At 73.7% G+C, this 18,101-nt stretch carries 22 protein-coding genes; 9 read left to right on the top strand and 13 right to left on the bottom strand.

The features are described 5' to 3' along the window. Positions 1-169: 169 nt before the first annotated feature. Positions 170-1,186 carry a discoidin domain-containing protein gene (locus J2S44_RS33325; RefSeq protein WP_310422084.1) on the top strand — a complete coding sequence of 339 codons (1,017 nt, stop codon included), beginning with the start codon at positions 170-172 and terminating at the stop codon, positions 1,184-1,186. A gap of 48 nt (positions 1,187-1,234) precedes the next feature. Here J2S44_RS33325 and J2S44_RS33320 read toward each other — a convergent pair whose 3' ends face one another. The 4 genes from J2S44_RS33320 to J2S44_RS33305 are packed head-to-tail and all read right to left on the bottom strand — an operon-like array spanning position 1,235 to position 4,164. After that, a complete protein-coding gene (locus tag J2S44_RS33320; protein WP_310422081.1) occupies positions 1,235-2,074 on the bottom strand; it encodes an ATP-grasp domain-containing protein in 840 nt (279 codons plus the stop codon). Further along, positions 2,071-2,487, bottom strand: coding sequence for a DUF1810 domain-containing protein (locus tag J2S44_RS33315; RefSeq protein WP_310422078.1), 417 nt, complete (start codon positions 2,485-2,487; stop codon positions 2,071-2,073). The genes J2S44_RS33320 and J2S44_RS33315 overlap by 4 nt, the downstream gene beginning before the upstream one ends. A 2-nt stretch (positions 2,488-2,489) precedes the next feature. Continuing rightward, positions 2,490-3,281 carry a maleylpyruvate isomerase N-terminal domain-containing protein gene (locus J2S44_RS33310; protein ID WP_310422075.1) on the bottom strand — a complete coding sequence of 264 codons (792 nt, stop codon included), beginning with the start codon at positions 3,279-3,281 and terminating at the stop codon, positions 2,490-2,492. Positions 3,282-3,336: 55 nt separating this feature from the next. Continuing rightward, entirely contained in the window at positions 3,337-4,164 is an 828-nt protein-coding gene (locus J2S44_RS33305) for a hypothetical protein (protein ID WP_310422072.1), read from the bottom strand. 47 nt (positions 4,165-4,211) lie between these two features. Between J2S44_RS33305 and J2S44_RS33300 the strand changes: the two genes are divergently transcribed. Further along, positions 4,212-4,961 (top strand): nucleotidyltransferase domain-containing protein, encoded by a 750-nt coding sequence (locus tag J2S44_RS33300; protein WP_310422068.1) that lies wholly within the window; start codon positions 4,212-4,214, stop codon positions 4,959-4,961. Here J2S44_RS33300 and J2S44_RS33295 read toward each other — a convergent pair. The 5 genes from J2S44_RS33295 to J2S44_RS33275 all read right to left on the bottom strand — a co-directional run bounded on the left by J2S44_RS33295 (position 4,948) and on the right by J2S44_RS33275 (position 9,412). Next, positions 4,948-6,018, bottom strand: a complete 1,071-nt coding sequence (locus J2S44_RS33295; protein ID WP_310422065.1) for an ABC transporter ATP-binding protein — start codon at positions 6,016-6,018, stop codon at positions 4,948-4,950. The two genes, J2S44_RS33300 and J2S44_RS33295, sit on opposite strands and share 14 nt — an antisense overlap. Next, complete coding sequence (locus J2S44_RS33290; protein ID WP_310422062.1) at positions 6,015-6,818, bottom strand: carbohydrate ABC transporter permease; 804 nt, start codon at positions 6,816-6,818, stop codon at positions 6,015-6,017. Before J2S44_RS33290 ends, J2S44_RS33295 begins: the two co-directional genes overlap by 4 nt. Then, positions 6,815-7,648, bottom strand: a complete 834-nt coding sequence (locus J2S44_RS33285) for a carbohydrate ABC transporter permease (RefSeq protein ID WP_310422059.1) — start codon at positions 7,646-7,648, stop codon at positions 6,815-6,817. The genes J2S44_RS33290 and J2S44_RS33285 overlap by 4 nt, the downstream gene beginning before the upstream one ends. Further along, the gene (locus J2S44_RS33280) at positions 7,638-8,945 is read right to left on the bottom strand and encodes an ABC transporter substrate-binding protein (protein ID WP_310422056.1); all 1,308 of its coding nucleotides are present in this window, start codon (positions 8,943-8,945) and stop codon (positions 7,638-7,640) included. Before J2S44_RS33280 ends, J2S44_RS33285 begins: the two co-directional genes overlap by 11 nt. A 71-nt stretch (positions 8,946-9,016) precedes the next feature. Beyond that, positions 9,017-9,412, bottom strand: coding sequence for a VOC family protein (locus J2S44_RS33275; protein ID WP_310422053.1), 396 nt, complete (start codon positions 9,410-9,412; stop codon positions 9,017-9,019). A gap of 60 nt (positions 9,413-9,472) precedes the next feature. Here J2S44_RS33275 and J2S44_RS33270 point away from each other — a divergent pair, with 60 nt between their 5' ends. The 6 genes from J2S44_RS33270 (at position 9,473) to J2S44_RS33245 (ending at position 14,453) form a co-directional block, all read left to right on the top strand. Further along, positions 9,473-10,354 (top strand): ABC transporter ATP-binding protein, encoded by an 882-nt coding sequence (locus tag J2S44_RS33270; protein ID WP_310422051.1) that lies wholly within the window; start codon positions 9,473-9,475, stop codon positions 10,352-10,354. Next, on the top strand, positions 10,351-10,944 hold the full coding sequence (locus tag J2S44_RS33265; protein ID WP_310422048.1) for a hypothetical protein: 594 nt from the start codon (positions 10,351-10,353) through the stop codon (positions 10,942-10,944). Before J2S44_RS33270 ends, J2S44_RS33265 begins: the two co-directional genes overlap by 4 nt. A gap of 91 nt (positions 10,945-11,035) precedes the next feature. Further along, positions 11,036-11,941 carry an ABC transporter ATP-binding protein gene (locus tag J2S44_RS33260; RefSeq protein WP_310422045.1) on the top strand — a complete coding sequence of 302 codons (906 nt, stop codon included), beginning with the start codon at positions 11,036-11,038 and terminating at the stop codon, positions 11,939-11,941. After that, positions 11,938-12,681 (top strand): ABC transporter permease, encoded by a 744-nt coding sequence (locus J2S44_RS33255; RefSeq protein ID WP_310422042.1) that lies wholly within the window; start codon positions 11,938-11,940, stop codon positions 12,679-12,681. Before J2S44_RS33260 ends, J2S44_RS33255 begins: the two co-directional genes overlap by 4 nt. Before the next feature lie 12 nt (positions 12,682-12,693). Then, positions 12,694-13,860, top strand: a complete 1,167-nt coding sequence (locus tag J2S44_RS33250; RefSeq protein ID WP_310422039.1) for a sensor histidine kinase — start codon at positions 12,694-12,696, stop codon at positions 13,858-13,860. Further along, the gene (locus J2S44_RS33245) at positions 13,857-14,453 is read left to right on the top strand and encodes a response regulator transcription factor (RefSeq protein WP_310422036.1); all 597 of its coding nucleotides are present in this window, start codon (positions 13,857-13,859) and stop codon (positions 14,451-14,453) included. The genes J2S44_RS33250 and J2S44_RS33245 overlap by 4 nt, the downstream gene beginning before the upstream one ends. A 157-nt stretch (positions 14,454-14,610) precedes the next feature. Here J2S44_RS33245 and J2S44_RS33240 read toward each other — a convergent pair whose 3' ends face one another. Both J2S44_RS33240 and J2S44_RS33235 read right to left on the bottom strand, forming a co-directional pair. Continuing rightward, a complete protein-coding gene (locus J2S44_RS33240; RefSeq protein ID WP_310422033.1) occupies positions 14,611-14,907 on the bottom strand; it encodes a hypothetical protein in 297 nt (98 codons plus the stop codon). A 13-nt stretch (positions 14,908-14,920) separates the two neighbouring features. Beyond that, on the bottom strand, positions 14,921-15,811 hold the full coding sequence (locus tag J2S44_RS33235) for an LLM class flavin-dependent oxidoreductase (RefSeq protein ID WP_310422030.1): 891 nt from the start codon (positions 15,809-15,811) through the stop codon (positions 14,921-14,923). Positions 15,812-15,878: 67 nt separating this feature from the next. Between J2S44_RS33235 and J2S44_RS33230 the strand changes: the two genes are divergently transcribed. Next, the gene (locus tag J2S44_RS33230) at positions 15,879-16,379 is read left to right on the top strand and encodes an NUDIX hydrolase (RefSeq protein ID WP_310422027.1); all 501 of its coding nucleotides are present in this window, start codon (positions 15,879-15,881) and stop codon (positions 16,377-16,379) included. A gap of 157 nt (positions 16,380-16,536) precedes the next feature. On the opposite strand, the gene J2S44_RS33225 is transcribed toward J2S44_RS33230, so the two are convergent. Further along, entirely contained in the window at positions 16,537-17,214 is a 678-nt protein-coding gene (locus J2S44_RS33225) for an SRPBCC family protein (protein ID WP_310422023.1), read from the bottom strand. A 58-nt stretch (positions 17,215-17,272) separates the two neighbouring features. After that, on the bottom strand, positions 17,273-18,100 hold the full coding sequence (locus J2S44_RS33220) for an NAD-dependent protein deacetylase (RefSeq protein ID WP_310422020.1): 828 nt from the start codon (positions 18,098-18,100) through the stop codon (positions 17,273-17,275). Between the last annotated feature and the right edge of the window lies 1 nt (position 18,101).

The raw sequence follows: 18,101 nt of genomic DNA, 5'->3' as shown, positions 1-18,101 counted from the left end.
CGTGCGGATGAACACCCGTGGACAGCGGTTGGGCTGTCCGGCGGACGCCCGATGTCCCTACCGTCGCGGTGACCCGCGCCGGGGCACCGGCCGGCCGGTGACAGAACGCGTCAAGACGGCGCTGATCCCTACGCAACCGACAATTACCACACCGCGGAGGCACGACGACGTGACCGTTCCACCTGACGACGCGGACCGGGCCGGTTACGCGGCCGACCGGGCGCACGCGCTGCGCACGATGTTCCCGCGCCGGGTGGCGGACGTTCCGGACGGACCGCACACACCGGCGCCGGCACCGGACCAGCACGCGCCGGCCACCGGGGCGCCGAACGCCGGAGCGCTGAGCGCCGGGGCCGGGCGTGCCGGGGCCGGGGGTGCCGCGGCCGGGGGTGCCGCGGCCGGGGGTGCCGCGGCCGGGGGTGCCGCGGCCGGGGGTGCCGGCGAGGCCGGTGCCGCGCCCGTGCCGGAGGGCCGTCGCCGGACGCCGCTGCTGGTCGGTGCCGCGCTGGTCGTGCTGGCCGTGGCCGCGTCGGCGGCGGTGTTCCTCGCGGCGCGGGCCGCACCGCTCGCCGACCGGGTCGGCGTGGTGGTGCCGGTGACCACGGTGGAGGTGGCGGCGCCGCCGGACGCCGGGCCGGGCTCGCCGGCACCGGCCGCGACCTCCGCGCCCCCGTCCGCGTCCCCGTCCGCGACGCCCGCCGCGACCGGGTCGGCGAGCCCGGGCCCGAGCGCGTCCGGCGCGCGGCCGGAGCCGCCGTCGGTGAAGAAGACGCCACCACGCCCGGCCGGGCGCGCCAATCCGAGCGGCGCGAACCTGGCGCTGCGCCGCGGTGTCGAGGTCTCCGGCGTGGAGGGCGACCCGTGGAAGGCGTCGAACGCGGTCGACGGCGACCTGGGCACCCGCTGGAGCAGCGCGTTCACCGACCCGGGGTGGCTGACCGTGGACCTGGGCGAGGCGTGGGCGGTGAGCGAGGTGGAGGTCGTCTGGGAGCACGCGTACGCGACCGCCTACCGCGTCGAGGCGTCGACGGACGGCCGGACCTGGACCGTGCTCTACCGGACGACCAGCGGCAGCGGCGGTACGGTCACCGTGCGCGAGCCCGCGGTCGCCCGATATGTCCGGCTGTACGCCACGGCACGCAACGGCCAGTACGGCTACTCGGTGCTGGAGCTGCGCGTCCGCTGAGCGTGGCCGGCCGGCTCGGGTGGGGCCCGGGCGGCCGGCCGGACCGCTTCACCCGGCGAGCAGCGCCGCCATCAGCGCCGCCGCCGGTACCGCGCTCGGCCGGTCGCTGACCTGCCCGTCGCCCAGCTCGACCACCCGCCACTCGCCGTCCTCCCGGCGCGCCAGGTCCACCGTGACGAACGGCAGGCCGAGCCGCGCGACCAGCGGCGTGACCGCGGTGAGGTCCGGCGTGCCGACGTCCTCCGGCGTGTCCGGATGCGGCCCGACCAGGCGCGCCTCGCCCGCGATCCACCAGGTCCGGACCTCGGGCGCGGTCAGCGGCTCGAAGCGGCGCAGCACGAACCCGCCGGTGAAGTCGTCGCCGCGCAGCTCCCGGAGCCGGGACGCGACCCGCCAGGCCGCGTCCGCGTCGGCCAGCCGGGGCACGTACGCGGCCTCGTGCCAGTGGTGCTTCGCGCTCTTCGTGTAGTCCCGGAGCACCGCGGGCCCGTCCTTCAGCAGCTCGCGGGCCTGGTCGAAGGCGGCCCGGTGGTCACCGCGCGTCCAGACCGACTCGGGCGTGACCGTGCGCAGCGCGTCGTACCATCCGGGCAGTTCGTGGGCGCGCCGGTAGTCCGCCGCGCTGGTCCGCGGCGTGGCACCGCGCCGGGCCAGCGCGTCCGCCATCGCCGCGTAGCCCTCGGCCGGCAGCATCCAGCCGCGGTAGACCACGTCCGGGCCGGCCGGGACCCGGGCCACCGCCCGGTCCGCGTCCCCGCCGGCCGCCAGTGCGTCGTGGTCGACCACCGCGACCTCGGCCCCGGCCTCCCGCGCGGCCGCGGCCTCGGCCGCGAAGTGCTCGTCGGGCCGGCGCGGCCGCATCGGGTCGGCCGGCACGATCACGATCATCGGGTGAGCAGCTCCTCGGTGAGCGGGTCCGGCGCGCCGTCGTAGTAGCGGTCCAGGACCTCGCGGAAGAGCGTCTCGTCCGGGGCGGCGAGCGCGAACAGCGTCATCGACGAGCGGAGCTTCTGCGCGTCGACGCCGCCGAGGATCTGCTCCGCCGTGCGGTCCCGGACCGCGAGCACCGCGCGCGTGCACTCCCGCAGGCGCGCGCCGAGGACCGGGTGGGCCAGGTAGTCACGGGCCTCGTCGAGCGAGGCGAGCGCGTACCGCCGGGCCGTGTCGCTGCGGCCGAGGCCGGCCAGTTGCGGGAAGACGAACCACATCCAGTGGCTGCGCTTGTCCCCCGCGGTCAGTTCGGACAGGGCGCGTTCGTGGACGCCCTCCTGGGCGTCCACGAACCGGTGCAGGTCCGCCACGGTCAGAAGCCCGGGAAGACGCGGCGGAGGTCGTCCAGGCTCAGCGGCCCGGTGACCGAGACGCCGTCCGTGTCGTACGGCTCCTTGAGCCGGCCGTAGACCAGCCGGATCAGCTTCTCCGCGGGCAGTGCGAGCGTGCCGTCCGGCTCCGCCGGCGTCTCCGTCCTCGCCACCGAGTCGCCCAGGTGCAGACCGAACTCCTGGTCGGTGTCGGTCAGCCGGACCGCGAGCCGGTACTCCCGGCCGCCGAGCGACTCGGTCCGGCTCAGGAAGCCGAACATGTTCGGGACGTGCCCGATCAGGATCGACACCGCGTCCGCGCCCACCCGGGCGCGCGGGTCCAGCGCGGCCTCGACGTCCCAGGCGTGCAGCGCGAACTCGCTGAGCCGCAGCCGCGCCGAGGTGGCCACGTCGACCGGGGCCGGCAGCCAGCCGAAGACGACCCGGACGTTCTCCCGCTGCGTGGTGTCCAGCGCCTCGAACATCTCGATCAGCCGGCCGTTCGACTCGACGAACCCGGCCGCCTGCTCGGCCGGCGCCATCGCGTCCCAGCGCGCCCAGACGCCCTTGTTGAAGTCCGAATCGGGCGCCGGCGTGCCGTCCCGGCCGGCGGCGACCGTGGCCAGGTGGATCTCGGCGCCGCTGCCGAGGTGGCTGAGCACCTGCGCGACCGTCCACTCGTCGGCGGCCGAGCGCCGGGTCAGGTCGTCCGGGGACAGCGTGCCCACGAACGCGGTCAGCCTGTCATGCCCGGCCCGCAGCACGGCGATGACGCTGTCGGCGGCTGTGCTCATCTGCATCCTGCCCATCGGTTGGTTCGTATGACCCACACATCATGCCTTGCCCCGATCATCGCGGCGGCAGACAGTCCGTGTACCCATGGATGTTCATCGGATGCTCACCGGAGTCGCGCACGGTCACCGTGACGCTGCCGGTGCCGGGAACCGTGGCGGTGAGGTCCGCCAGCCCGTCGTCCAGCCGGCCGGTGTCCACCCGCAGGCCCAGCGACGCCCAGTAGCCGGCCAGGCCGGGCAGCAGCGACTCCGGGTCCGCGGTGGTGAAGCCGGCCGGGAACTCGACCGGATATCCGCTCCGCACGGTGCCGCTCGGCTGGTCACCGAACAGCCCGGCGTCGTAGCACTCGGCGCCGGGCTCCGGCGTCAGCGGCGCCGGGAGAGCCACGCCGAAGTGGTCGCGGGCGGTGCGGTGCAGCACGTCGATGACGATCTGAGCGGCGGCGCCGGCCGTGGCCGGGTGCGGGTCCGCGAACGGCCCGGCCGCGGGCGCCGGACCGGCCGCGGGCTCGCGTCCGAGGTCCAGCCCGGCCGGGCGGGGACCGAACGCGGCCTCCAGCGCGGCCCGCTCCCACGTCCGCCGGTACGGCTCGGAACTGCCGCTGTCCGTGGTCAGGTCGATCGCGTCGACCCGGCCCGCGTGGTTGCGCCAGACGATCTTCGCGGCCCGCCGGTCGAATCCGGTGCGGTTCTTCTCGGCCGGGAGCGGCAGCGTCGTGGTGGCGGCGACGACCACGACGGTCCGGCCGTTCTCCTGCCGTTCGGCGATCGCCGGTGCGTCGACGCCCGCGGCGGTCCACGGGTCGCCGCGCCCGCCGGCCTCCGGTCCGCCGCACCCGGCGAGGACCAGCAGGGTGGCCGCGAGAACAAGACGCCTGATCACCCGGACACCGTACGGAGTGCCCGCAACGACCTGGTAGAGATGACGGCGTGGATGCCGACGTCGCCCGTTACCTCGACGACCTGGTGCGTGCCGCGCGGGACGTGCTGGGCGACGGCCTGATCGGTGCGTACGCGGCCGGCTCGGTCGCGCTGGACGCCTACCAGCCGGGCCGCAGCGACGTCGACGTCGCGCTGGTCTGTGTCACGCCGCCGGCCGAGCCGGTGAAGCACGAGCTGGTGGCGCGGCTGCGGCACGAGGCGTTGCCCTGCCCGGCCCGCGGCCTGGAGCTGGTGCTCTACACCAGGGACAGCGCCCGGTCGGGTACCGCCGAGCCCGGCTTCGAACTGGAGCTGAACACCGGGGCGCGGATGGGCTTCCGGGCCACCTACGCCGCGGACCGGCGCCCGGCCGCGGACGGCCGGTTCTGGTACGCGCTGGACCGCAGCATCCTGCACGAGCGCGGCGTGGCGCTGTTCGGCGAGCCCGCGGCGGACGCGTTCGCGGAGATCCACGACCTGCGCGCGCCGCTGCGGGACGCGCTCGCCTGGTGGCTGGCGCTGCCCGGCCCGGTCCCGGACGACGCCGTGCTCGGCGCGTGCCGGTCGCTGGCCCGCATCCGGCACGGCGGGTGGCTCGACAAGATCGCGGCGGGCCGCCGGATCATCGCGGACGGCGACCCGGACGCGGACCTGATCGCCCGGTGCGTCGCGGCCCGCACCGGCGACGGCGCTCCACCGGACCCGGCCGCGGCCCGCGCCTTCCAGCGCCGGGTCCTGGCCGAACTCACCGCGCCGTGACCGGTGCGGCGAGGTCCAGCGCCAGGCCGGTCTCCGGGTCGAAGAAGCGCAGCGCGGCCGGGGGCAGCGTCAGCCGCACCGGGTCGCCGCTCTTCGCCGGGAAGCCCGGACCGGTGCTGACCTTCAGCTCGTGACCGGCCCAGCGCGTGGTGAGCAGCACGGTCGCGCCGGTCGGCTCCGCCACCTCCACGACCGCCTCGGAGCCGTCCCCGGCCGTGATGTGCTCCGCCCGCACACCGACCAGGACGTCCCGGCCGTCCCAGGACGTCAGGCCGGCCGGGCCGGGCAGCGTGACGTCGCCGACCCGGAGCCGGCCGCCGGAGACCACGGCCGGGAAGAAGTTCATCGGGGGCGCGCCGAGGAAACCGCCGACGAACCGCTCGGACGGCCGGTCGTAGACGTCCAGCGGCGCGCCGAGCTGGGCGATCCGCCCGTCCCGCATGACCGCGACCCGGTCGCCGAGCGACATCGCCTCGGCCTGGTCGTGCGTGACGTAGAGCGTGGTGGTGCCGAGCCGGCCGACGATCCTCTTCAGCTCGGCCCGGAACTGCAGCCGCAGCAGCGCGTCCAGGTTGGACAGCGGCTCGTCCATCAGCAGCACGGCCGCGTCCACCACGATCGCGCGGGCGACCGCGACGCGCTGCCGCTGGCCGCCGGAGAGCTGCGCGGGGAAGCGGTCCAGCACGTCGGTCAGGTCGAGCAGCTCGGCCGCCTCGCGTACCCGCCGCTGCCATTCGCTCTTCTCGACCTTCTTCATGGTCAGGCCGAAGCCGATGTTGTCGCGCACGCGCATGTGCGGGAACACCGCGTACGACTGGAAGACCATCGACAGGCCGCGCTCGCGCGCCGGGACGCGGGTGACGTCCCGGCCGCCGATCGAGATGCGGCCCGAGTCCGGCGTCTCCAGCCCGGCGACCATGCGCAGCAGCGTGGTCTTGCCGCAGCCGCTCGGCCCGACCAGCACCAGGAACTCGCCCTCCTCGACGGTGAGCGAGACGTCGTCGGTGGCGCGGCGCGCGGGGTAGCTCTTCACCAGGTTGGTGATGGTGACGTTCATCGAAGCGTCGTCCCCCACATGTTGAGCAGGTATCTGCGGACCAGGGCGATGAAGATGATCGCGGGCAGCACCAGCACCAGCCCGCCGGCGAACCGGAACGCCAGCGGCGAGTCGGCGAGCGTGGCGAGCACGTGCGCGGGCAGCGTGCGCCGGTTGAGCGTGAGGATGCTGGCGCCGAGCACCTCGTTCCACGACGTGACGAACGTGAAGACCGCGGCGGCCGCGATGCCGGGCAGCGCCTGGGGCGCGACGACGCGCAGGAACGCGGCCCACCGGTGCGCGCCGAACACCATCGCGGCCTCCTCCTGCTCGACGGAGACGCCGGCGAACACCGCGGCCGTGATCAGGATCGTGCTGGGCAGCGCCAGCGCGGTGTGCAGCAGCGTCACCGCGTACGTCGTGTCGTACAGCCCGGCGTCGATGAAGATCTTCGCCAGCGGTACGGAGAGCACCACGATCGGCAGCGCCCGGGTCAGCAGCATGACGACCTGGTAGGCGTCCTTGCCCCGGAACGCGAACCGGGCCAGCGCGTACCCACCGGGTACGCCGATCAGCGTGGTCAGCGCGACCGTGGCGAGCCCGACAGTCAGCGAGTTGAGCATGCCGCCGGCGATGCCGGTGGTCCGCAGGAACGTGTTCATGGTGTCGCCGGAGACCGCGGTCGGCAGCAGCGGCAGCGGGAAGGCGTTGAGCGCGTCCCGGGAGGTGAACGACGCCAGCGCGATCAGGTAGAGCGGCACCCCCATGAACAGCGTGACCAGCACGCAGCCGAGCTGCACCAGCACGCGCCGCCGGGTCATCGGGCCGCTCCCCGCATCAGGCGCAGGTAGCCGAACGCGGCGGTCAGCGACAGCAGCAGCACGACCAGCGCGATCGCGGTGGCCACGTTCGGGTTCTGCAGGAAGTAGTACCACTGGTAGGTCTCGCCGACGAGCAGCGGGAAACTGCGCGCGGTCAGCGCCTGCGCGACCGCGAACGTCTCCAGCGCGAGGATCGTCCGGAGGATCAGCGCGACCTGGAGGCTGGGGCGCAGCTGCGGCAGGATCACGTACCGCAGGCGGTGCAGGTAGCCGGCGCCGAGCACCTCGGCCGCCTCCTCGTAGTCGCGCGGGATGCCCTGCATGCCGGCCACCACGATCACGAAGACCAGCGAGGTGGACCGCCACAGCTCGGCCAGCAGGATCGCGAGGAACATGGTGGCCGGGTTCTCGTAGGAGAGCCAGGCGTACGGCGCGACGCCGAGGCTGTCCAGCACCGAGTTGAGGTAGCCGCGGTCGGTGAAGACGGACAGCCAGATCAGGCCGGCCGCGAGGTCGCTGACCGCGAGCGGGATGACCCAGACGTAGAAGTACAGGCCGGCGAAGCGCGGGTTCTGCCGCAGCAGCAGCGCCATCGTGACGGCGAGCGCGAACTGCAGCGGGATCAGCACCACGATCAGCAGCGCGGTGTTGCGCGTCGCCTCCCAGAAGTAGGCGTCCTCCAGCATGCGCCGCACGTGCACGGTGGTCGGGCCGTCCGCGCCGGTGAACGCGGCGGCCAGGCCGGTGAGCAGCGGCCAGAGGAACAGCAGCGTCATGAAGACCAGCGACGGCAGGATCAGCCAGATCGCGGTGAGCCGCTTAGGCGACACGGCATTCCGCCCCGGCCGGGTCCGGCGCCCAGCACGGCACCTTCGCCTCGGCGACGATCCCGTCGAGCCGGGCACCCTGCGCGTCGACCACGGCCTTGACGTCCTTGCCGTCGATCAGGATCTCCTTGAACGTGTCCTTGAAGACCTGGGCGACCTCGCCGTCGCGGGCGCCGAGCCCGACCGGTGGCAGCGAGAGGATCGCGTTCGGCGCGTCGCGCTGTGCCGAGATCGCCGTCTCCGCGAGCGCCACCGCGGCGGGCAGGTCCGCCGGTACCGGCGCGTTCGTGACCGGGAAGAACGCGTTCTGCCGGAGCACGTCGAGCTGCACCTCCGGCGCGGTGAGGCTTTCGATCACCTGTTTGGCCCGGTCGGTCTCCGGTGCGCCGTTCGGGATGCCGAGCCCGACCACGACCGCCATGTAGCCGAGGCCCTTCGGCCCGGCCGGGGCCGGCACCATCAGCCAGTCGTCCGGTTTGTCCGCGGGCGCGCCGACCAGCCGGGCCGAGTGGTCGAAGCCGATCAGCACCTCGCCGCGCTGCAGCGGCTCCTGCATGTTGTCCCAGCCGGTGGAGGCCGGTGCGGTCTGCGCCCACAGCTCCCTGAGGTACTGCCAGCCGGCAACCGCGTCCGCGGACCGGTAGGTGGTGATCTGCCCGCCGGAGAAGCTCGGCACCAGGTAGCCCTGCAGGAAGCGGTGGTAGAGCCCCTTCGCGCCGGCCGGCAGCCCGAAGACGGGTTTGCCGCCGTTGCCGCGCCGCCCGGCCGTGGCCCAGTCGAGGAGCTGGTCGTAGGTCAGTGTCCGCACGTCCGCGCCGGACGGCAGCCATTCGAGCGCCCTCTTGTGCACCGCCAGCACGTAGCTGGCCTGCATCCACGGGACGTACTTCGTGGTGGCGCCGCCGAGCCTGGCCAGCTCCGTCAGCTCGGGCGCGAACCCGCGGTCGCCGAGCCGGCCGAGCACGTCGTCGAGGTCGATCAGCCGGCTCGCGTGCGGCGCGAGGTCGCCGTGCTGGGCGCCGGCCAGGCTGATCTGCGGCTTCCCGGAGTCCACCTGGCTCTGCAGGGTGGACGCGAAGATGCCGGTCTCGACCTGGTTGAACGCGACCGGCGCGGCCGTCACCCGCGCCTTGAGGATGGCCTCGAACCGCTGCCGCTCCTCGACCGGGCTGAACTGGTTGGACAGCAGCGTGACCGTGCCCTCGCCGCCACCGCCGCTGGTCGAGGCGCCCGCGCAGGCGGTCAGCAGCGGTGCCGCCGCCACGCCTGCACCGAGCGCCAGCACACTCCGCCGGTCCATTGTGACCCCCTCCGCGCGCACGTATGCCCATCAATGTAGGACAGGTCCGTGCCGCGCGCAGTGGATCGTTCCTAGGGGCGCGGTCCCAGCAGGTCCCAGCGGTTGCCGGCCAGGTCGCGGAAGACGACGACGGTGCCGTACTCCTCGTGCCGCGGCTCGCCGGCGATCTCGGCGCCGTACGCCGTGAGCCGCTGGAACGTCGCGTCGAAGTCGTCCACCCGGAGGAAGAAGCCGACCCGGCCACCGGTCTGGTTTCCGACAGCGGCCTCCTGCGCCTCGCCGTCCGCCTTCGCGAGCAGCAGCCCGGTCCCGCCGGACGGTGGCCGCACCACCACCCAGCGCTTCGCCCGCCCGTCGGTCGTCAGCGACGGCGAGTCCTCCACCAGCTCGAACCCGAGCACGTCCACGAAGAACCGGATCGCCTCGTCGTAGTCCGGCACCACGATCGTCACAAGATCAAGATTCACGCCCGGAATCCTACGGCGTCCCGGCCCCCACCCGATGACCGCAACCGGCATGATGGCGCGATGATCGAGGCTGTTGAGCTGACCAAGTGGTACGGGAGGTCCGCCGCCGTCGACGGGGCGACCTTCACGGCCACGCCGGGCAGGGTGACCGGCTTCCTGGGATTGAACGGGTCCGGGAAGACGACCACACTGCGCATGCTGCTCGGACTGATCCGGCCGTCGCGCGGGCAGGCACTGATCGACGGTGTGCCGTACCGGAAGCTCCCGCACCCGGCACGCACCGTCGGCGCGGTCGTCGAGCAGGGCATCGCGAACCCGGGCCAGACCGGGCGGGCGCACCTGCGGACGCACGCGATCCTGTCCGGCGCGCCCACCCGGCGCATCGACGAGGTGCTGGAGACCGTCGGGCTCGCCGACGCGGCGACGCAGCACACGGCCGGCTACTCGCTCGGCATGCGGCAGCGGCTGTCCATCGCGACCGCGTTGCTGCACGAGCCGCCGGTCCTGATCCTGGACGAGCCGGCGAACGGGCTGGACCCGGAGGGGATCGCCTGGATGCGCGGGCTGCTGCGCAAGCACGCGGACAACGGCGGCACCGTGCTGATCTCCAGTCACCTGCTGGCCGAGCTGGCCCAGCTGGTCGACGACGTGGTGGTGATCGCACAGGGGCGGGTGGTCAGCACCGGGCCGCTGGCCGAGTTCACGGCCGGCGCGGCGGCGCGCGTGCGGGTGCGCGGGCGCGACCCGCAGCGGCTGTGGGAGGCGCTCGAGGCCGCGGGCGCGGCGCTGGAGTCACCGGACGGCGAGGCGATCGACGTGTACGGGCTGGACGCCGAGCGGATCGGCGACCTCGCGTTCGAGGCCCAGGTGCCGCTCCGCGAGCTGACCCCGCACGTACCCGATCTGGAACAGGTCTTCCTCGAGATGGTGGGCACGAAATGATCTCCGTCGTCACGTCCGAGCTGTACCGGTTCGCCACGATCCGCTCCGTGTGGCTGTCCGTGATCGTGGTGGTCATCGCCGGCTACGCCGTCTCCTGGTTCGGCGCCGCGTTCTGGGGCCTGGTCGTCGGCGCGGGCACGTTCGCGGTGACCGCGAACGTGGTCGGCTCCCAGTTCACGCACCGCACGATGGTGCTCACCTACCTCGCCCGGCCGAACCGGCTGGTCGTGCTGGCCGGGCAGATCGTCGCGTCCGCGCTCGTCGGCGCGCTCATCGCGGTGGTCAGCGCGGTCGGCGTGCGGGACCAGCCGGGCCTGATCGTGGCCGGGCTGTCCGCGGTGCCGGTCATCGCGATCTTCGCGGCCGCGCTGGCCACGGTCGTCCGCCGGCCACTGTGGCTGATCCTCGGCTTCACCGGCTGGCTGATCATCGTGGAGGGCGCGATCTTCCAGCTGGACTATCCACTGCCGATCTCCACGTTCCTGGCCTCGATCAGCGGCCGGCCGGAGCAGCTGGGCACGTTCGGCGCGTGGACCGCCGGCGCGCTGGTCCTCGCCGTCGCGCTCGCCCGGCGGGATGTGACCGACTGACATCTGTCATGCCGAAGCGGTGAGAACGCCGTGGTTATCGATGATCCGGCGTACTGATCCCACGCCCGTCCGGGGCAACAGACTCATAGGCATGACACAGGCGATCGAGGTACGGGATCTGCGCCGCCGCTACGGCGGGCCGCGCGGATTCGAGGCGGTGAAGGGTATCTCCTTCGACGTCGCACACGGCGAGCTGTTCGCGTTGCTCGGCACGAACGGCGCGGGCAAGACCTCCACCATGGAGATCGTCGAGGGGCTGGACCGGCCGAACGGCGGCACGGTCCGGCTCCTCGGCCAGGACCCCTACCGGGATCGCGCCACGGTACGCCCGCGGATCGGCGTGATGCTGCAGGACGCCGGCTTCCCAGCGGACCTGACCGTGGCCGAGACGGCCCGGATGTGGGCCGGCACGCTGCCCGACCCGCGGCCGGTCCCGGAGGCGCTGGAGCTGGCCGGGATCAACCACCGCGCCGGGGTACGGGTGAAGCAGCTCTCCGGCGGCGAACGACGCCGGCTGGACCTGGCGCTGGCCCTGCTCGGCCGCCCGGAGGTGCTGTTCCTGGACGAGCCGACCACCGGACTGGACCCGGAGAGCCGGCAGAACACCTGGCGGGTGATCCGGGACCTGCTGGTCGCCGGCACCACGGTGCTGCTGACCACGCACTACCTCGACGAGGCGCAGGCGCTGGCCGACCGGCTCGCCATCATGCACACCGGCACCATCGTCACGGCCGGCACGGTGGCGCAGGTCGTCGGCGCGTACCCGGCGCGGATCAGCTTCTCGGTCCCGCTCGGCACGGACGTTCCCGACCTGCCGGGGTCGCCGACGATAGCCCGCGACGGTACCGCCGTCGTGATCAAGACGGAGGCGCTCCAGGCGACGCTGAGCGCGCTGCTGCGCTGGGCCGACGACCGGGCGGTCCTGCTCCACAACCTCGACGCCCGCTCCGCCTCGCTCGAAGAGGCCTTCCTGACCATCGCCGGAGGAACCCGATGACCCGCCTCGTCTCGATCGGCGGCGCCGAGCTGCTGCTGCTCTGGCGCAACCGCTTCGCCCTGTTGAACGCGCTGGTGGTCCCGCCGGCGTTCGGCCTGCTCTTCATCCCGCAGCTGGCCGAGGCCGGGATGGACCCGGCCACCGGTGCGACGCTGGCCGGTGGCATGATCGGCGTCGTCCTCGCGATCGTCGTGTACTACAACCTGGTCAGCGCGTACGTGGCCCGCCGCGAGGAACTGACGCTCAAACGTCTCCGCTCCGGCACGCTCAACGCCGCGGAGATCATCGCCGGGACCGCGAGCCCGGCCGTGGCGATCGCGCTCGCCCAGTCCCTGCTCATCGTCGTGATCACGGCGGTCTTCCTGGACCTGCCGATGCCGGCGAACCCAGTGCTGCTCGCCATCGGCCTGATCGGCGGCGTCGCGATGTTCGTGGTGCTGGCCGCGGCGTCGTCGATCATCACCGGCACCGTCGAACTCGCCCAGATCACCACGACGCCGATGCTGCTCGCCTGCTTCCTCGGCGCCGGCCTGATGTTCCCGCTGAGCACGCTGCCCGGACCGGTGGAGACCGCGTTCACCCTGCTGCCGCTCGGCCCGGTCGTCGAGCTGATCACCATAGGGTGGGCCGGGACCGACACCCCGGCGGACGCGATCCGGCCGCTGCTCCTGCTCGTCGCCTGGGTGGCGGCCGGCACCACGATCATCCAACGCTGGTTCCGCTGGGAACCGCGACGCTAGAAAGGCCCGCCGATGCACCCGCTCGCGTGGTGGCACGCCCGCAGCCAGGCCGAACGGTTCGACATCTCGTTCCGCAGCTCGTTCTACGTGTTCCTGGTGTTCATCCCGCTGCTGATCGGCACGTCCACCGCGACGATCAGCACCGGCACGGTCGCGATCGTCGCCGGGCTGCTCGCCGTCGGCTACACCGTGCTGGTCGCGGCGATGATGCACGCCGGCATCGAGCACTATCTCGGCCGCCGTGGCCGGCCGACCCGGCTGCTCGTCGCCGTCGGCGCGGTCACGGCGGCCGGCGCGGCCGTCGCGCTGCGCGGGCTGCCGCCGGACGGCGAGCCGGCCGGCCTGATCGTGGTCGCGCTGACCTGCACGTACATCATCGGGCTGGCCACGCTGAGGAGCATCTGGCCGTCCGTGATCGCGATCGGCGCCGGATTCGCGGTGCTGTCGGTGGCCGTCGCGCTCGACGGCCCGGTGCTGGTCGGCTCGATCTTCTCCCTGCTGTTCATGGGCGGCACGGTGCTGGTCACGTACCGGTCGTCGCTCTGGATGCTCGGCGTGGTCTGGGAACTCGACCGGGCCCGCACCGTGCAGGCCGGGCTCGCGGTCGCCGAGGAACGGCTGCGCATCGCCCGCGACATGCACGACGTGCTCGGCCGCAACCTGTCCGTGATCGCGCTCAAGGCCGAGCTGGCCGCGCAGCTCGCCAAGCGCGGCCGGGACGAGGCGGTCGAGGAGATGCTCGAGGTTCGCCGGATCGCCCAGGACGCGCTCACCGACGTCCGTGCGGTCGTCGGCGGCTACCGCAGCGCCGGGCTCGACGACGAACTGGCCGGCGCGCGGTCGCTGCTCGCGTCCGCCGGCATCGAGGCCCGGATCATCGGTGACGGCCACGACCTGCCGCCGGACGTGCAGGGCGCGCTCGGCTGGGTGGTCCGCGAGGCGGTCACGAACGTGCTCCGGCACAGCGAGGCGCGCACCTGCACGATCATGCTCCGCACCGGCCCGCCCGGTACCGTTACGCTCACCATGTCCAACGACGGCGTCGCACCGGGCCGCGTCCGCTTCGGCAGCGGCCTGCTCGGCCTCACCGAGCGCATCACCGCGCTCGGCGGCACGCTCGCCGCCGCATTCGAGAAGCCCGGCTCCTTCCTGCTCACGGTCACGGTTCCGCACACATGATCAGCATCCTGCTCGCCGACGACGAGCACCTCATCCGCGGCGCCATGGCCGCGCTGCTCTCCCTCGAGGACGACCTCACCGTCGCCGGCCAGGCCGCCACCGGCGCCGAGGCGATCGCGATGGCCCGCGCGCTGCGGCCCGACGTCGCGCTGCTCGACCTGCAGCTGCCGGACACCGACGGCGTCTCGGTCGCGCAGCAGATCCAGCCCATCTGCCGCACCGTGATCGTCACCAGCCACGGGCTCCCCGGGCACCTGAAGCGGGCGCTCTCCGCCGGGGTGCGCGGCTTTCTCTCCAAGACCGTCTCCGCGGACATCCTGGCCACCGTGGTCCGCACCGTCCACACCGGCGGCCGCTACGTCGACCCGCAGCTCGCGGCGGAGGCGATCAGCGTCGGCGACAGCCCGCTCACCGCGCGCGAGACCGACGTGCTCGCGCTGGCCGCCACCGGTGCCCCGATCGACGACATCGCGCGGCGCGCCAGCCTGTCCCCCGGCACCGTCCGCAACTACCTGTCGTCCGCCGCCGGCAAGATGAACGCCGCGAACCGCCACGAAGCCGCCCGCATCGCCCAGGGTTTCGGCTGGATCTGACCCCGCCGTACGGCGGCGGCCGGTCACCCACCGGCGCCCGGTTGCGGGCCGCTCCCCGCCGCAGCCCGGCCGCAGCGGGTCCCGGACGCAGCGGGTCCCCGCCGCAGCGCTACCCGAGCGGGTCTCCGCCTCAACGCGGCCGCGGCGGGTCGCCGCCTCAGCGCGGCCGGAGCCCGTCGACGAAGCGCTTCGCCTCGATGAGGGGGACGCCGGTGTGGCGGCGGTAGAGGCGGACGGCCTCGATCGGCCGGCCCTGCCGGGCCAGCTCCTCGACGTCGGGGTAGGACGGCGGCGCGACGCCCAGGTGGTCGAGGACGGCGCGCTGCTGCCGTTCGATCGCGCCGAGGCGGGCCGGCACGTCGATCCGGCTCCGGGAGGTCGCGGCCAGCGCGACGACGAGCCCGGCACCGAAGCCGAAGAACGCGGCCAGGGCCACGCCGAGAAGCGGTTCCACGACGTGCATGCTGTCAGAGCCGGGCCACGATCGGCGCGAAGGACTCCAGCGCGGGGGCGCGGATCACGTACCGGTCGATGGTCCAGCGTCGCCGGTTGCGGTCGATCGCGGCGACGATCTCGTCCTCCGTGCCGACCAGCACGAACGGCGTCTCGCGCAGCGCGTCGACGGTCGTGCCGATCTCCGCGGCGTCGGCGCCCAGCACGGACGACGGGTCGTCGGTGACGGCCGCGAACTGGACCAGCGCCTCCAGTTCGGCACCGTCGGTCAGCGCGACCTGGGCGTCGATCTCGTCGAGCGTCCAGCGCACGGTGTGCCGGTGGCCGTCGGCGAGCGTCTTACCGAGGCCGCTCAGCCCGACGACGTCGGCGTTGCGGCCGGCCCAGCGCAGCAGCTCGCTGTTGCCGCCGCCGAACGTCATCGGGATGCGTGCCTGCACCGGCCGCGGGTCGTCGAGGCGCGCCCCGGTCATCGTCAGCGACGGCGTGGAGACCGTCACCTCCTCGCCGTCGAGCAGGCTGCGGACCGCGTCCGCGACCTCGACGCAGCGGCGGACGCGGCCGGCCACGCCGGGCCGGGTGCGGCCGATCGCGGCCCACTCGGCCGGGGTGTGCCCGGCGCCGATGCCGAACCGGGCCCGCCCGCCGGAGAGCAGGTCGAGCGTGGCGACCGCGGAGGCGAGCGGCAGCGGCTCGCGGACACCGGCGTTGGAGACGTAGACGCCGAGCCGGATCCGGGACGTGACGGCGGCGGCCGCGGCGAGCACCGGGTACGGATCCGGGCACGAGCCCGGATGGTCCGCGGTGAGCAGCGTGTCGAAGCCGATCTCCTCCGCGCGGCGGGCCAGGTCGAGCCAGGCCGTCGCGCCGTCGCGGGGCACGGCCTGCAGCGAGAACGTCGTCACCGGCTCAGCCTGGCCGACGCCGCACCCGGATGGCCATGACTTCTGCGGATAGCAGAGGATGGGCGGCGTGAACGAGGACGAGATTCTGGACATCGTCGACGAGAACGACGAGGTGATCGGCCAGGCGCCGCGCGGCGAGGTGTACGCGAAGCGGCTGCGCCACCGGGCCGTGTTCATCCTCGCCCGGGACGCCGCGGACCGGATCTTCGTGCATCGCCGTACGCCGCACAAGCTGGTCTTCCCGTCGCACTACGACATGTTCGTCGGCGGCGTGGTCGGCGCCGGCGAGTCCTACGACCTGGCCGCGCACCGGGAGGCGTCCGAGGAACTGGGCGTGACCGACCTGCCGCAGCCGACGCCGTTGTTCAAGTTCCTCTACGAGACGCCGGAGCACACCTGGTGGTCCGCGATCTACGAGGTGCGGTGCACGTCGCCGGTCGCGCCGCAGCCGGAGGAGGTGGAGTGGCACACGTTCCTCACGCCGGAGGAACTGGAGGCCCGCCTGCCGGAGTGGGACTGGGTGCCGGACGGGTTCACCGCCTACCGGCGACTCCAGGCGAGGGCATAGCCACCGATCATCCGGTACGGGTGATCGGTGGCCGCTACCGAGCCGGCCGCGGCGATCGCCGCACGGTCCGGCGGCGCTCCCGGTCGACCCGGTCCAGGAGCGCCGACGGTGGCGTGCCCGGCCGGCACAGCGTGCCCGGCCAGAACGCCGTGCCCGGCTAGGTCGTGGCCGGCTCGGGCGTGTCCCGCGGGTCCTCGCCGGCCGGCGGCGGGGCGTAGAAGGCCGTCGTCCGCGCCGCCGCGCCCGCGGCCGCGTCGGCCGGCGTCCCCGCCCCGGTGTTCGCCCGGCCCCAGTCCTCGCTGGCCAGCGTGATGAACCGGCGCCCGTCCGCGGACACCGACCACGCCTCCACCTCGGCCGGGTCGACGGTCGCGTCCGGCGCGGACAGGTGCATGCCGAGGCCCATCAGGCCCAGGTCCCAGCCGACACCGACCGCGCCCGGCCCGAACTGCGCCCACCGCTCGTCGTCGACGTGCGCGATGTGCTCCAGCGTGAAGCGGGTGCGGTCCGGGCCCTCCGCCACGAACCGGACCTCGATCCAGGAGACCTCGCCGCCGAACTCCCAGGTCGCGTCGAAGCCGTGGGGCGGGTCGCACGCGGTGACCGTGCCGGACGCGTTGCCCGCCAGCTCGTACCGGCCGTGCAGGTGCAGGTCGCCCTTGATCGGCAGGAACCACCGCGCGATCCGGTCGGGCGTGGTGCACGCGTCCCAGACGTCGTCCAGCGGCGCGTCGTAGACCCGGCTCGCGGTGACCACCCGTGCCTCACCGGCCTCCAGCGTGCGCGTGCCGACCCGGCGCCGGACCGCGCCGACCGTGGCTTCCACATCGATCATGAGCCGCTCCCCTCGTGTTGACAGCGACTACGTTTCTAGCGGCCCCAGCTTATATAAGTCAAGACTGAAATTGTCGGGCCAGCGTGCTCAGCGTGATGCCCAGCGGCGCGTCCAGCCGCAGGCCCGCGTACGCGTCGCCCCTGGTCACACCGCGGTTCACGATCGCCACCGGGATGCCCAGCTTGGCCGCGCGCAGCACGAACCGGCGCCCGGACATGACGGTCAGCGACGAGCCCAGCACCAGCAACAGGCGGGCCGCCTCGACCCGCGCGAAGCACTCCTGCACCCGGTCGCGCGGCACGGTCTCGCCGAAGAAGACCACGTCCGGCTTGAGCAGCCCGTCGCCGCAGGCCGCACAGGCCGGCACCCGGAACTCCGCCTCCAGCTCCTCGTCGATCTCGACGTCACCGTCCGGGTTGACCGCGAGCGCCTCGGCGGAGAACGCCGGGTTGGCCGCGGCCATCCGGGCGTCGTGCACCTCGCGCGGGCTGACGTCGCCGCAGTCCAGGCAGATCACCCGGTCCAGCCCGCCGTGCAGCTCCACCACGTCGGTGGCGCCGGCGGCCTGGTGCAGCCCGTCCACGTTCTGCGTGATGATGCCGGTGAGCAGCCCGGCCCGCTCCAGCGCGGCGACCGCCTCGTGCCCCGCGTTCGGCGCGGCGCGCGCGATCGTGCGCCAGCCGACGTGGCTGCGCGCCCAGTAGCGGCGGCGCGCGTCCGGCTCGCCGGTGAACATCTGGTACGTCATGGGCGTGCGCGCGCGGGACAGCCCACTGGGCCCCCGATAGTCCGGAATGCCCGACTCGGTGGAGAGCCCCGCGCCGCTCAGCACCGCCACGTCACCGTCCGCCACCAGCGCGGACAGCCGCGATATCCCCTCTTCCACG

Source organism: Catenuloplanes niger, from assembly GCF_031458255.1.
GTDB lineage: Bacteria > Actinomycetota > Actinomycetes > Mycobacteriales > Micromonosporaceae > Catenuloplanes > Catenuloplanes niger.
The sequence above is the reverse complement of the archived record's forward strand: the minus strand, read 5'-3'. Positions and strand labels throughout refer to the sequence as shown.

Bases quoted from the DNA above. Each gene is read 5' to 3' on its own strand.
- J2S44_RS33320 (WP_310422081.1), bottom strand. From the start codon at position 2,074: ATGATCGTGATCGTGCCGGCCGACCCGATGCGGCCGCGCCGGCCCGAC.
- J2S44_RS33310 (WP_310422075.1), bottom strand. From the start codon at position 3,281: ATGAGCACAGCCGCCGACAGCGTCATCGCCGTGCTGCGGGCCGGGCAT.
- J2S44_RS33295 (WP_310422065.1), bottom strand. From the start codon at position 6,018: ATGAACGTCACCATCACCAACCTGGTGAAGAGCTACCCCGCGCGCCGC.
- J2S44_RS33290 (WP_310422062.1), bottom strand. From the start codon at position 6,818: ATGACCCGGCGGCGCGTGCTGGTGCAGCTCGGCTGCGTGCTGGTCACG.
- J2S44_RS33280 (WP_310422056.1), bottom strand. From the start codon at position 8,945: ATGGACCGGCGGAGTGTGCTGGCGCTCGGTGCAGGCGTGGCGGCGGCA.
- J2S44_RS33270 (WP_310422051.1), top strand. From the start codon at position 9,473: ATGATCGAGGCTGTTGAGCTGACCAAGTGGTACGGGAGGTCCGCCGCC.
- J2S44_RS33265 (WP_310422048.1), top strand. From the start codon at position 10,351: ATGATCTCCGTCGTCACGTCCGAGCTGTACCGGTTCGCCACGATCCGC.
- J2S44_RS33260 (WP_310422045.1), top strand. From the start codon at position 11,036: ATGACACAGGCGATCGAGGTACGGGATCTGCGCCGCCGCTACGGCGGG.
- J2S44_RS33255 (WP_310422042.1), top strand. From the start codon at position 11,938: ATGACCCGCCTCGTCTCGATCGGCGGCGCCGAGCTGCTGCTGCTCTGG.
- J2S44_RS33250 (WP_310422039.1), top strand. From the start codon at position 12,694: ATGCACCCGCTCGCGTGGTGGCACGCCCGCAGCCAGGCCGAACGGTTC.
- J2S44_RS33245 (WP_310422036.1), top strand. From the start codon at position 13,857: ATGATCAGCATCCTGCTCGCCGACGACGAGCACCTCATCCGCGGCGCC.
- J2S44_RS33225 (WP_310422023.1), bottom strand. From the start codon at position 17,214: ATGATCGATGTGGAAGCCACGGTCGGCGCGGTCCGGCGCCGGGTCGGC.